The organism is Streptomyces sp. iso_384, assembly GCF_056172905.1.
On sequence record NZ_JBWBTT010000001.1, the window covers coordinates 1269468 to 1281366 of the forward strand.

Below are 11899 nucleotides of genomic sequence, written 5' to 3' on the forward strand. Positions count from 1 at the left end.
AAGCGCTGCCCGCACGACCGCTGGTACCGGCACGGGTGCCCGTACCGGCGCTCATCGTGCGGCCCGAACGGGGCTGAGCGCAGGCGCACTTGCCGTGGTCGTGGCCGCCGCGCTGGTGTCCTGCACCCAGGCGTCGAGCGGTGGCGGCCCCGGCGCGGACGTGCCGAGCGCGGCTGCGGATCCGGCCGCGGACCTGGCCCGTATCGAGGAGAACACCGAGAAGGCGGACCAGGCCGAGCGGGAAGCCGCCGCGGAGGAGTCCAGCGCCGTCCCGTCACCCGGCCCCGCACTGGTCCGCGACGCCTTCGCAGCGCTCCAGGCGACGCTGAACGATACCTGCACGCCGGGCGCGGGCGACTGCGCCTACTTCCTCGGCCGGGTGACCCGGGAACTCACCGAACTGGACGAGTCGATGCGGGCGGACGCCAAGGGCCCCGGCCACTTCAAGAAGCCGCTCGCCGACATGAAGGTCCTGTTCGACAAGCTGGGCGACGACCGGTCCGAGGTGCATCTGGAGAAGTACTTCTCCGAGATCGTCGGCACCCGTGACGGCATCAACACCTGGATGCAGGACCACCCCGACGATTACCGCTGAACGTCTGGGGACGGCGGTTCGACGGTGATGCGGACGACGGCGGTGGCGGCGGGAACGTCGGTGCCCTTCACACGGACCTCGTACGTCAGCTCGTCCTCGCCGGTGTGCCCGCCCCTGGCGGTGTACGTCACCGTGGCCGAGGACACCGACGCGGACCCGTGGCCGGGCTCAGTGTCGATGGTCAGGGTCAGTTCGGCGGGGTCGTAGGCGTCGAGCAGGCCCGCCCGCACGCCGCTCTCCAGGGTGATGGAGTCGTTGTCGAGGACGTCCACGTCCAGGCTGTCGCCCGCGTCCACGGTGTGCTGGTCGTCCATGAGTGCCAGCGTCCGCTCGACGGAGGATCCCTTCGCGCCCTCGTCGCTCCCACCGCATCCCGCCAGGACCAGGACAAGCGCGCCTGCTCCCACCGCTGTGCGTATCCGGAGGGCTCCGCGCAAGGACTGCCGTGCCTGCTTCCTCGTCTGCATGTGTTGCCCCCAAGGCCGAACTAGGTGCGGTGGAGCAGCCGATGCTCGCAGGGCGTACGGGCGCACATCAGAGGCATACGGGAAGCGAAGCGGAATTGTGATGAGAGCGTGGACAGAACGTGGAGGGCGGGCCTCAGCCGGCGGACCGCGACCGCCCCAACAGCCGACCCTGCGCCGCCTTCAAGGAGGTGAACCCCTCCCGCGCGTAGTCGGCGAGTTCCTGGCTCGGGAACGACACGACGGACTGGTGCTGGTCGAACTGTCCCTGCGCCCAGCGGGCGGCCGTGATCTCGTAACCGGACACGTGGGCGCACAGCTTGAGCAGGATCGGCGGCATCTCGGATTCGCGCAGCAGATCGGCGTGGGTGACGACGAGGTCACGCATGGTCCGGATGTTCGGCAGGAAGACGGTGGTGACCCACAGCCGCCACTCGGCGAGTTCCTCCTGGGTGGGCGGATCCTCGTGGTTGAAGGGGGAGCGCCCGTCGGGGCGGACGTTGCGCTGGGCGAAGGCGTCGAAGGCGCGGCCGTTGGCCTCGGTGATGGCGAACAAAGGTCCGTAGAAGTCGCTCAGTTGCCGGTTGACCCGCGCGAGCCGCTCGCTGCGCTGGGCGAGCCGCAGCCCGTTGAGGTAGGCCGCGACGTATCCGACGAAGGCCAGGGCGATGGTGACGACCACAGCGATCATGAGGGCATGGTACGGACGCCGGCGTGGGGGTGGTTCGGCGAACGAATCTTCGATGTGGTGATGCGTCAGAACGGTGGGATACGGTGATGAGGTCATCACGCTCAGTGCGCGCCCGCGCGCAAAGGGCGGCCCCCGGAGGTGCGCGAACACCACCCGAGGGCCTACACCCCCAGTGGTCAGGAGCCACCAGAAATGCTGCGTCATGTTATCGCGCCCTCTTCGGGCTGGACGAAGGCCTCGCACACGGTCGTACGCGACCGGCGGATGAACAGCAACGCGAAGATTCTCATCCTGTACGTCCAGGGCCTCCCCGACGCCGCCACGAACCGCCCGCTCGGCGAACTGGCGCTGAAGCTGGACATGAAGGGCCGCCCGTACCAGCAGGCCAAGAAGCAGCTGGTGGAGCACGGTTACGTGCACGAGTGGCGGACCCAGCGGGAGGACGGGCTCTGGAAGACGGCCCAGCTGTTCACGAACACGCCGCTGACGGGCACGGAGGCCAGGACGGTCTGGGAGAGGCTGGAGCCGGACGCGGGGCGCTCTCCGGGTGTGCGGTATCCGGCGGTCGGTGAACCGACTCTTCGGTCGGTCGGTGGCTATCAACCCGAGGAAGACCACAGTGATAAGACCACTCCCCGCCCACCCTCCGAAGCGGAGCGGGGGCGGAACCGGGTAGTGAACCCGGACCGGGATCGGGCGGAGCCGACGTCGGTTCCGGAACCGGCCCCGGAACCGACGCAGACCCCGGAACTGGCGGAGGCTTCGACCGAACGGGCCTCGGACATCGAACCGGCGGGCGCGCCGGTGGAAGGGGCCCCGGCCAAGGCGTCTCCGAGTCAACTGGCCAAGGCCGAACGCCTGCTGCTGTCCCTGCGCCACACACGCCGCGATCTGCTGCTTGGCGTCGGGGAGGCCCGCGCCCTGGCGGTGGAGGCCGTGAAGTGGTTTGAGGGCGGCCTGCCGGAGGGAGACCTGCGGCAGGCGCTCCTGGCCGACCCGCCGGAGGGCGGGGTGCGCTCGGCGGTGGGCTTTCTGCGCCATCGTCTGATCCAGAAATGCCCGGTGACCCCGGTGCCGCAGATGCCGCCCCCGCCGGTCAGGGAGCTGATCGCGTGCGCGGGCCCGGGGGAGGAGCACGCCTTCCGCCCGCTGGGCGATGAGCCGGAGTGCGCGGACTGCCGCAGGGCGACGGCGTACGCGAGCTGGATGGTCGACACGGATACGTACGAGTTCCCCGAGGACATGACCTGGCGGCAACGGGTGGCGGCCGTACGGAAGGCGGACGCGCTGCGGGCCGCGCACTCACCCCAGGGCGACCCGGGCGACGACGGGCAGATGGTCGCTGCCGGTGGCGGGCAGGGCCCGGATGCGGCCGACGACGGCGGAGCGGGCCATCACCTGATCGATCCGGGCCAGCGGAAGGGCGGCGGGGAAGCTGAGGGCGAACCCGCGCTCGGCGACGTTCAACCGTGAGGTGAGAGGGCTCAACCCCCGGTCCTCCACAGCCCCGTTGAGATCCCCGAGCAGAATCACCGTATCGACGCTCTCGGCCGCGATGACGCGCCCCAGCAGCGCTGCGCTCTCGTCCCTCCGCTCGGACGCGAGCCCGCCCACTCCCACCCGGACGGAGGGCAGATGGGCGACGTACGCAGCGATGTCCCCGTACGGAGAACGGACCACGGCGCGCACACCACGGCTCCACCCCTCCTCGATGCTCGGGGGCTTGATGTCGACGAGCCGCTCGCCGCTGAGCGGGTACGTGGACCAGAGCCCGACGGTGCCGCGTACGACGTGATGCGGATAGTCGGAGGCGAGGGCCTTCTCGTACACCGCCAGCTGCGGAACCACGAGCTCCTCCAGCGCGACGAGATCGGCCCCGGCCCCGATCAGGGTACGGGCGGTCGCCGCCGGATCGCGGTTCTCATCACTGACGTTGTGCTGCACGACGACAAGCTCCCGCCCGCCGCTCTCCTCGTAGGGCAGGAGCAGTCCCCCGAAGAGATGCACCCACACGCCCACCGGCAGCAGCAGAGCCACGAGCGCGACGGCGGACCGCCGCACGAGGGCGACGACCAACAGCACGACAACGAGGACGCCGGCCCAGGGCAGAAAGGACTCCAGTAGACTCCCCACCCGTCCGGGCCAGTTGGGCACACCCCGATGGAACGCCAGCACCCCGGCCACGACGACGGCACCCCCGGCGACCCCCCACCCCCGCCGTTTCCCCACCCCAGGCACCACCGGCGCCTCCGACACCGCCGCACCGCTGTCTGCCCGTTCCACCATGTCTTTCCGTCCACTAGGCCTGTCCCGTAGGACGAGTGGACGGAAGGATCAGGTTCCGGACGCGCCCGCGCCGGCCGGACCGAGTCGGCTGTGTCAGCGGTCTCGGCGTGCCCTTGCTGTCAATCGCCCGGCCGGTCGGGCGGCGCCGACTCCAGTGCCGTGCCGGGAACGGCGGGACGGATACCGAAACGCCGGTAGCCCGGAGTTGATTCGAAGATGGTCACTCTGGCGTCGGTGTAGTAGGTGCGATCGAGGAAGTCGCCCTCGCCGACGGTGTAGGACCGTTCTCCCGAGTCGAACTTGGCGAGCAGGTGCCGCAGGCCGTAGAAGAGGGTGTGCCGGGGCTCGGCCCTGAGGAGCGTCGGGGAGCCGAAGTCCACCGGACCCTCGCCGTAATGCAGACGTGCCCACTGGAGAGTCAGGTACGCGCCCACGGTGGGGCTCACGCCGCGTGCGACGCCTCCCTGGTCTGTGCGCTTGTTGACCACGCCGGGGATGCGCTGGCAGCGGGTCAGGGCGTCCGCGAGCCGCTGGTTGTACACCCGGGTCCCGGAGATGACCAACCCGGTGAAGGGGTTGGTCTCCCGTCCGGAGACGACCCACATCCGCCAACGCGCGGTGCCGTCCTCCTTGCCGTCCTGCACCAGTGAGTTCACCGCGGCAAGAGTGGGAGACAGCGCGGACCATTTCGCGCCCTGGTAGCCCCTGAGCACTTCGTACCACTGCGCCGAGGTCAGATGCGGCACCAGGAGAACGCGCGGGTCCCAGCTCTGACCGCGCATGAAGGCCTCGGCATCCTGGAGAGCCACCGCGGCCTGGACGATGGCCTCCCGGGGCGGCAACGCCGGCATCTCCACGGATTCGGCGGCCTGTCGGAAGAGGTCGGTCGTCTGGTCCAGAACGTCGTACTCGGTCGGCGTCCCGCCCGGTTCCGGTACCCGCCCCGTCGGTACGAGGATGTTGAAGCGCAGGAGTACGGCCACCATCGGGACGGCGTAGAGAACGTTGGCCGCCGGACGGCCGCCCGTACCGCCGCCTCGATACCGGACCAGCTGTTGTTCGACGAGGATTCCCGCAACCCGCCCCTGGCCACCGTCGAGCAGGACCGCGCTGCCTGAATACGAGCTGTAGTCCTTGATCGTCTCATTGACGTGGAGCTGCATCGCGAAGATGGTGCCGTCGCTGCTGCGGGTGCGGTACGGCCGACCGGCCGATGTGACCCGCCCTGTGAGTTGCGGGTCGGTCGTGGTGACGGGGAGAGAGACCCGCCAGCGCTCCCCGTCGCCGAGCGTGGTGACAGGCGAGATGGCCGGTGTGTCGGCGGCCAGGTGCAGGATCGCGATGTCGAGTTCCTGGTCCGACTCGACGTGGACCACGCCGATGTCTCCCGCGCCGCCCTCCAGGCGCAGCACGATGTCCTCGGGGGCGTAGTGCTTGACGACGTGGGCTGCGGTGACGGCCCTGCGCTGCGCTATGACCACTCCACTGCCCTGGGCCTCGGCGCGCCCGTTCCGGGTGATGACGACTCTGCCCTGCACTCAGGCCTCCTGTTCGGCAGCGGCCGACCGGGCGAATCGCACGGTGATGCCCAGTGCGGCCTCCCCGCCGATCTTGGAGATGACGACCCCCGCCTCCGCCTGGAGCGTCAGCGAGAACTCGACTTCGACCTCCTGCGCCGACCACCCGGACGCGCTCGGCAGATCGCGGATGCTCGCCAGCGCGGCCGCCGTACCGGCGCGGACCCCCTGACGGACGTCGTCCAGCCGGTCGCGCAGCCGGTCGGTGAGTTGTTCGGTGGTCGAGATCTGGCGTCCGTCGTCCGGGTTCTGCACAAGGATCGAGACGTCCCACAGCATGTCCTCCGAGGCCGGTTCCGGAGTCAGCTGCTCATCGTCGGTCATGGCAACTCGCTTCCACTGGTGGGTGGCGGACCGCACACGGGCGGGGTCCGGGCTGGGGCTGGGACGATGGGGCATGTCCGTCCACGGGTGGACACGGACCTTTGCTGTGATGGCGTCGGGCAGTGGCGGCAGTTGCGGCAGTGGCGGAGGCGAAGGACGGAGCGAAGTTTCCTGAAGACAGCGGTTGTGCGGGAGGATTCCGCGCAACGCGCAGTACCCGAACTGCCGTATCTCATAGTCCTTTTGGGGAACACTTTGGGCGCCTGGGCACCCTTTTGGGAACTCTGCATACCCCTGTCCTCCGCCGATCACACGCGACGCCAGTGATCGATCCACCACCCGGCGCTGGAGACTCCCCGGGATCCAGTTCACGGCCGAGCTTGCGGTGGTCGTGCTTGGTCGAATCGTCTGCCGGCGCGCCGGGACACTCTCCGGCGTCGTCATCGCAGCGCGCTTCATGTTGCAGACGCCAGCAGGACGGAGCGAGGTCCATGCGGGCATTCCTCGCCAAGGGCGTCCGGGCATGAATGGGGGCACTGGCCGACGGGCGGGTCGGCCAGTTGGAGGATTCCGGGCTACTCCTGCGGTGGGCCGATGACGGCCTGGCCGATCTGCTCCGCCAGCCAGGAGGCGTGCCGCAGCTCCGACCCGTCGCGATTCGCGCGGCGTACATGAACGAGGACGGTGTGGCCGCCGGAGTGGGCGTCACGTTCCAGGCTGCGGGAGTTGAGCAGCAGCGAAACCCGGGCATTGTTGGCTTCGCGATGGATCTCGCGATCAGGTACGTCGGGCCACTCCAAGCTGGACCACCAGATCTCGCCGATGTTCGGTCCGACCAAGGCGGCGAACTCTTCCTCGATGCTGCCGAGGGGCTGATCCAATATCGACGCCCAAAGTGGCAGATGGGATGAGAAGAAGTCCGGATCACCGGAGAGCTCGGGCGCGTGGACGCCGGCGTGCAAACCCGTCGGATCGGAAGGGTCCCGCTTCCAGTCCTCGACAACCTCTTTCCGGAACCAGGCATCCGGCAGCGCTTCGCGTATCCGCAACACTTCCGGGACGGTGCGCAGCTCGATGTCCACCGACACCTGCGCGTACTGCACGTCACCCACTGCCACAAGCTGACGTGCCACGCGCAGGGCCAGTACCGGGTCCGTGGTACGGAAGACCGGGTACCCGATGGGGTTGGACATGCGAGCACCCTGCCACAACCACCATCGGGCCAAGGCCGAGCTTTTCCTCGGTCAGGCGGGCGGAAGGGGGCACGGGAGGCCAGGATGGTGGTGGTTGAGGCAGCAGACCACGGAGAAGGAGATCAGGCTCTGGGACTTCGTGTAGTGGACCCAGCAGACGTCGACGCCTCGGGGAAGGGCGTCCAACGCGTACGCGATCTTGTCTTCGAGGGTGATGTGAGCGCGCCCGCCGTCATCCCTCTCGCCAGGGGGATTCGCCTCGTATGTGCTCTGCAGCCAGGTGACGGCACCCACCACACGCGTCCAGGTGCGCTCCACCGCGGTCTGGTTCTGCCGCAGGAGCCAGTGCCCGGTCATAAGGGGCGGCAGCGTCGAGGCGACGAACGCGCGGGTCTGTTCGGAGTTCGGTTCCGCACCCGGACGGCGTAGGGCCTCCTGGCCGTACGCGTCCCTGCTGCCGGTCCACGGACCGTAGCCGTGCCAGTGTCCTGACCAGGTCATCTGCGCCCTTCACTAGGGGAGACGGGCCGGCCCGGAGCATGTCCGGTCCGGCCCTTTACGTGGTGCTTCGTGCTCAGGAAGGGAGCCAGACTAAAGCGTCAGGCCCCTGGTCCTGACCCACCCGGCGGCGAAGTCGTCGAGCTCGCTCCCGGTGAAGCGCAGCTCCTTGCCGGCGCCCTCGGGCTTGCTGTCGCGGATCACGAAGGTGGCCTCCGCGCCGGGGAGTGCGGCGAGGCTCACGCAGGTCTCGTGGGGGCCACCCGCGTTGCCCCCGCAGAAGTCGGCGAAGGCGTCGGCCGCGGGGGCCGACAGGGCATAGAGGTTTCCATTCATGGGGAAGTCCCCTTCCGGTGCTGATGTCGCGGAGATACGGTCTCCGCACCGTCGTGCTCCTGCACCCGCCAGCTGCCGACCGTCAATGGGGACAGCCGGGCGGTGTGTTGTATCTGGTGGGCTCGGTCATGCAGTTCATGGTCGGGGGAGCAGACCGACGGTCATGGCCGCTATTCGCGAATATTCTCGTGCGGGGCGCGGTGATCCCTCGACATTCACGTGGAGCAGCGGACAACCTTGGAGCTGCGGACGGAACACCTCCGAGGTGAGAGGCGGCTTGTTATGGCACGTCAGTTACGGTTCAACGGCACAGGTAGTGGCGGTACGGGGTGTCCCGCTGTCCATGAGGACATGGACAGCGGCGAAGTCATCGTCCATGGCCCGCCGTTGGCCGATGCCGGCGACATCGCCCAGTTACGGCACCTGTCCGAAGGCGAGGTGGCGGTGGTCGTACCACGTGAACTGTTGGTCGACTGGACACCGAAGGACACGACTCGGCAGGCCCGGATCATCGACCTGGACGAATTCGAGGGGCTGTTTCGTACGTTCAACCACTCGGCCTGGCGGCTGGAGACCCGGGGACGCTACGCCAGTGACGAAGTCACCGACACCTACCGCCAGTTCGTCGAGACCGGCGAGGTCGAATGGGACGAGAGTGATCCGTACTGCGAGCTGATCCGGTCCCAGACCGCGCAGGGCAAGCGCGTCGAACGAGTACGGATCATCGATCAGCCGCCGACTGCAGGGCAGCTCTATCTCCTCGACAACGCCAAGCGGAACAGAGGTCTGGGGGAGGATATTCGCAACGTATGGCGGGCGGACGCTGATCGCCTTCAACTGCCCCCGGAAGATTTCTGGTTGTTCGACAGTCGACTTGCCGCACGGCTGAGATTCGACGACAGCGACCATCTCGCGGACGTCGAGTTGATTACGGAGCCGGCCGAGATCGTCAGGTACTCGGTCGTCCGTGATGCGGCATGGCATCACGCCATATCGCACGAAGAGTTCGCGGCGAAGCTGACCAGCAGCGAGTAAGAGCAGAAGGAATAGACGCGTACCGGTGAGCACTGACTTTCAGAAGGCTCGTGAGGACTTGGGGCGACGGCTTCGAGCCCTCCGAACTGAGTGCCCTCGTGGCCCTCTCACCGGTACCGCCCTGAGCGTTTCCCTCGGCTGGGCGCAGAGCAAAGTGAGCAAGCTGGAAAACGGACGCCAGACACCCACTGCGGACGACCTCCGGGCATGGGCCGACGCCACCGGGCACCCTGGAGCGTACGACGAACTGCACGGACGACTGAAGGGCTTCGAGTCGCACATCCGGTCCTGGCGACGACAGCTGTCGTCGGGACACCGCCCGGTACAGGAGACGTGGAATTCGGTGACGCAGGGAGCCCGCGTACTGCACGTCTGGGATTCCTTCGCCGTCAACGGACTACTGCAGACACCGGACTACGCGCGGCACATGTTCGAGCGCTACGCGACGCTCCAGAACTCGCCCCGCGACACCGAGGACGCGGTACGGGCCCGCATGGACCGCCAACGATGGCTGTACCAGCCCGGGCGGTGTCTCAATCTCCTCATGTGGGAGGGCGCACTACGGGCACAGGTGTGCCCTCCGGAAGCTCTGGCCGGGCAGCTGGACCGCCTGCTGGGGGTCGTCGGCATGGATACCGTCCGACTGGGGATCATCCCGCTGAACGCCGCCCTGCGTATTCCTCCTGCCAACGCGTTCTGGGTCGTCGATGAGCGGCTGGTGATCACGGAGGACTGGCACGCGGAACTCTGGCTGGACGACGCCGACACGGTGGCCCTGTACCGGCGGGTCTGGGAATCCCTGGGCGAGTCCGCCGTGTTCGGCGCCGCGGCGCAACGCGTCATCGCTCGGGCCCGTCAGGCCATGGTTGCGTAGGGGTACGCGGAGGTGTGTGACCCTGCACGTGGCGGTTCGCTGGGGATGAAGAGTTAACCGCAGGTACGGTGATGTCGGCCCCGCCTGAGAGAAACCCGCGTCACGGAACCAGCGCCGCGACGGCTGCTACCGTCGCCCCCGCACAGCGGCGACGAAACCGGACCAGGCAGCATGGCCGACAGCTATGCGTGGACCGTCGGGCCTCGTCGAGTCGCGTACTTCCACGGTCGCGAACAGGTCGGCGACTTCCACGCACTCCGTACCGCTGCCCCCGCTGTACGACGACTTGAACCACTGACCGACGCGGTGAACCATCAAAGCTCCCTGCCCACTTGATCCAGGAGCGCGGCAGACCGCTCGATGTTCAGGGCCTGCGCGCGCAGATAGTTGAACGCCAACTTATAGCGTGACAGTTCCTGGGGCTTCTCCATGAAAAGGCCGCCTCCGATGATGTCCACGTACACGACGTCGAGCTCGGGCGTCGGTCCGCCGAGGACGACGAAGCTGCCCACTGCCGCCGCATGGGCGCCGGTCTCGAACGGCAGGATCTGCACGGTGACATGAGGGCGTCGGGCCTGTTCGAGCAGGTGGTGCAGTTGTGCCCACATGATCTCGCGTCCGCCCACGACGCGGCGGATCACCGCCTCGTCGATCACCGCCCAGATGTGGGGCGGCTCGGGTCGTTCGAGCAGTTCCTGTCGCTTCATGCGGATGTCCACCATGTGGGCGATCTCCTGGTCCGAGCACCGCATCTCCGAGGCGCGGTGCACGGCCTCGGCGTAGGCGCGCGTCTGGAGCAGCCCGGGGACGTACATGCAGGCGTAGTGGTCCTCGCTGACCACCTCGTCCTCCAGGGTCAGCATGAGGTTCATGGATTCGGGGACGGGATCCGCGAGCGAACGCCACCAGCCCTGGATGCGTGCGCCCTTGGCCAGCTCGACGAGTGAGGAGCGTTCGTCGTCCGTGGTGCCGTACTCGCGGCATAGGGCGTCCACGGCCGGCCACTTGACCGCGCCCTCCTTCCGCTCGTAGCGGCTCAGGGTCGCTTTGGAGATGCCGACCAACGCCCCCGCCTCCTCCAGGGTGAGGCCCTTGCGCTCACGCAGGCGGCGCAGGTCGGCACCGAGTTGGCGCCTGCGGGTGGTGGGTCCGACTGTCATGGCTGTGGTTCCTCACGTCGACGCTTCAGAGCGTGCACGGCTGATCGTTGTACGGGCAAGTGGGCGTGCGCCGGGGGCGTGCGGGACGAGGGTGGGCTCCCGAGAGTCGTTGGTGAGAGTTCCAAAATGAGAGTTCCAGTGACACTCTTCTCTTACGCGTTGTCACGCTTGGTGATATCGAGTCTGCTGGGAGCGGTGATCGACATGGACGGCTGTCGTTTCGGTGTGGTGTGCAAGGCCTGGGAGATGCCCTTCCTGGCGGAGCCGGCGGGGTTGGCAGGGCTGAGAAACGCCGTCAGGTTTCGGCTGGACCTCTGGGGCTTGGCCGGCATCGCCGCCGATGCTCAGCTCTGTGCTTCGGAGCTTGCGGCGAACGTGATCAAGCACGTGGGGCCGGGCACGTGCGCACGTCTTGCCGTCTCCATGAACGGTGGTCGCCTGCGCATCGAGGTGAGCGACCCTGACACACGCGGTGTCCCCGTCCTCGCCACACGGGAGGACGGGGAGGAGCACGGCCGCGGGCTGGTTCTCGTGGACGCTCTCGCCGACCGCTGGGGTGTCGTCCTCCGGGCCGACTCGAAGGCCACCTGGTGCGAGCTGGTCACCGGGTTGCGGTCGTCGGTCGACCACATGGACGGGCCCCGGGTCGCGAGGGCCGAAGCGCTGCTCGGGCTGCTCGGAGTGTCCGGGCGGGACAAGGGCGTCGAGCGGGGGCCGGTGACCGTGGCGCACGCGGAGGAGTCGGCCATCGATGTGATCGCCGACCTCCTCCACTGGCTTCGGGCCCACGGGTGCGATCCCGACGGGGCCCTGGACCGCGCGCAGGCGCACTTCGAGGCGGAATTGACCGAAGCCGCGTGACCGCC

At 68.2% G+C, this 11899-nt stretch carries 14 protein-coding genes; 4 read left to right on the forward strand and 10 right to left on the reverse strand.

Features of this window, described 5'->3' with window-relative positions:
- Positions 1 to 94 precede the first annotated feature (94 nt).
- A complete protein-coding gene (locus AC0VY3_RS05695) occupies positions 95 to 595 on the forward strand; it encodes a hypothetical protein (protein ID WP_103511380.1) in 501 nt (166 codons plus the stop codon).
- Here the strand turns inward: AC0VY3_RS05695 and AC0VY3_RS05700 are convergent.
- The 8 genes from AC0VY3_RS05700 to AC0VY3_RS05735 form a co-directional block, all read right to left on the reverse strand.
- Positions 586 to 909, reverse strand: a complete 324-nt coding sequence (locus tag AC0VY3_RS05700) for an Ig-like domain-containing protein (protein ID WP_475549092.1) — start codon at positions 907 to 909, stop codon at positions 586 to 588. The genes AC0VY3_RS05695 and AC0VY3_RS05700 overlap by 10 nt on opposite strands.
- 286 nt (positions 910 to 1195) lie before the next feature.
- Positions 1196 to 1750, reverse strand: a complete 555-nt coding sequence (locus AC0VY3_RS05705; protein ID WP_475549093.1) for a hypothetical protein — start codon at positions 1748 to 1750, stop codon at positions 1196 to 1198.
- Positions 1751 to 3052: 1302 nt separating this feature from the next.
- On the reverse strand, positions 3053 to 4036 hold the full coding sequence (locus AC0VY3_RS05710; RefSeq protein ID WP_475549094.1) for an endonuclease/exonuclease/phosphatase family protein: 984 nt from the start codon (positions 4034 to 4036) through the stop codon (positions 3053 to 3055).
- Between the two features lie 119 nt (positions 4037 to 4155).
- Entirely contained in the window at positions 4156 to 5574 is a 1419-nt protein-coding gene (locus AC0VY3_RS05715; protein ID WP_475549095.1) for a S1 family peptidase, read from the reverse strand.
- A complete protein-coding gene (locus AC0VY3_RS05720) occupies positions 5575 to 5937 on the reverse strand; it encodes a CU044_2847 family protein (RefSeq protein WP_475549096.1) in 363 nt (120 codons plus the stop codon).
- 575 nt (positions 5938 to 6512) lie between these two features.
- The gene (locus AC0VY3_RS05725) at positions 6513 to 7130 is read right to left on the reverse strand and encodes a hypothetical protein (protein WP_475549097.1); all 618 of its coding nucleotides are present in this window, start codon (positions 7128 to 7130) and stop codon (positions 6513 to 6515) included.
- Positions 7131 to 7181: 51 nt separating this feature from the next.
- A complete protein-coding gene (locus tag AC0VY3_RS05730) occupies positions 7182 to 7631 on the reverse strand; it encodes a hypothetical protein (protein WP_475549098.1) in 450 nt (149 codons plus the stop codon).
- 90 nt (positions 7632 to 7721) lie between these two features.
- Positions 7722 to 7964 (reverse strand): DUF397 domain-containing protein, encoded by a 243-nt coding sequence (locus AC0VY3_RS05735; RefSeq protein ID WP_475549099.1) that lies wholly within the window; start codon positions 7962 to 7964, stop codon positions 7722 to 7724.
- 282 nt (positions 7965 to 8246) lie between these two features.
- Between AC0VY3_RS05735 and AC0VY3_RS05740 the strand changes: the two genes are divergently transcribed.
- Both AC0VY3_RS05740 and AC0VY3_RS05745 read left to right on the forward strand, forming a co-directional pair.
- Complete coding sequence (locus tag AC0VY3_RS05740) at positions 8247 to 8999, forward strand: DUF6879 family protein (protein WP_475549100.1); 753 nt, start codon at positions 8247 to 8249, stop codon at positions 8997 to 8999.
- A 25-nt stretch (positions 9000 to 9024) separates the two neighbouring features.
- Entirely contained in the window at positions 9025 to 9873 is an 849-nt protein-coding gene (locus AC0VY3_RS05745; protein WP_475549101.1) for a helix-turn-helix domain-containing protein, read from the forward strand.
- Between the two features lie 126 nt (positions 9874 to 9999).
- Here AC0VY3_RS05745 and AC0VY3_RS05750 read toward each other — a convergent pair whose 3' ends face one another.
- On the reverse strand, positions 10000 to 10188 hold the full coding sequence (locus AC0VY3_RS05750; protein WP_475549102.1) for a DUF397 domain-containing protein: 189 nt from the start codon (positions 10186 to 10188) through the stop codon (positions 10000 to 10002).
- A complete protein-coding gene (locus tag AC0VY3_RS05755) occupies positions 10188 to 11033 on the reverse strand; it encodes a helix-turn-helix domain-containing protein (RefSeq protein WP_475549103.1) in 846 nt (281 codons plus the stop codon). The genes AC0VY3_RS05750 and AC0VY3_RS05755 overlap by 1 nt, the downstream gene beginning before the upstream one ends.
- Before the next feature lie 246 nt (positions 11034 to 11279).
- On the opposite strand from AC0VY3_RS05755, the gene AC0VY3_RS05760 reads away from it, so the two are divergent.
- Entirely contained in the window at positions 11280 to 11894 is a 615-nt protein-coding gene (locus tag AC0VY3_RS05760) for an ATP-binding protein (RefSeq protein WP_475551644.1), read from the forward strand.
- Positions 11895 to 11899 lie beyond the last annotated feature (5 nt).

Bases quoted from the DNA above. Each gene is read 5' to 3' on its own strand.
- AC0VY3_RS05750 (WP_475549102.1), bottom strand. From the start codon at position 10,188: ATGGTTCACCGCGTCGGTCAGTGGTTCAAGTCGTCGTACAGCGGGGGC.
- AC0VY3_RS05735 (WP_475549099.1), bottom strand. From the start codon at position 7,964: ATGAATGGAAACCTCTATGCCCTGTCGGCCCCCGCGGCCGACGCCTTC.
- AC0VY3_RS05725 (WP_475549097.1), bottom strand. From the start codon at position 7,130: ATGTCCAACCCCATCGGGTACCCGGTCTTCCGTACCACGGACCCGGTA.
- AC0VY3_RS05760 (WP_475551644.1), top strand. From the start codon at position 11,280: ATGCCCTTCCTGGCGGAGCCGGCGGGGTTGGCAGGGCTGAGAAACGCC.
- AC0VY3_RS05705 (WP_475549093.1), bottom strand. From the start codon at position 1,750: ATGATCGCTGTGGTCGTCACCATCGCCCTGGCCTTCGTCGGATACGTC.
- AC0VY3_RS05730 (WP_475549098.1), bottom strand. From the start codon at position 7,631: ATGACCTGGTCAGGACACTGGCACGGCTACGGTCCGTGGACCGGCAGC.
- AC0VY3_RS05720 (WP_475549096.1), bottom strand. From the start codon at position 5,937: ATGACCGACGATGAGCAGCTGACTCCGGAACCGGCCTCGGAGGACATG.
- AC0VY3_RS05700 (WP_475549092.1), bottom strand. From the start codon at position 909: ATGGACGACCAGCACACCGTGGACGCGGGCGACAGCCTGGACGTGGAC.
- AC0VY3_RS05740 (WP_475549100.1), top strand. From the start codon at position 8,247: ATGGCACGTCAGTTACGGTTCAACGGCACAGGTAGTGGCGGTACGGGG.
- AC0VY3_RS05755 (WP_475549103.1), bottom strand. From the start codon at position 11,033: ATGACAGTCGGACCCACCACCCGCAGGCGCCAACTCGGTGCCGACCTG.
- AC0VY3_RS05710 (WP_475549094.1), bottom strand. From the start codon at position 4,036: ATGGTGGAACGGGCAGACAGCGGTGCGGCGGTGTCGGAGGCGCCGGTG.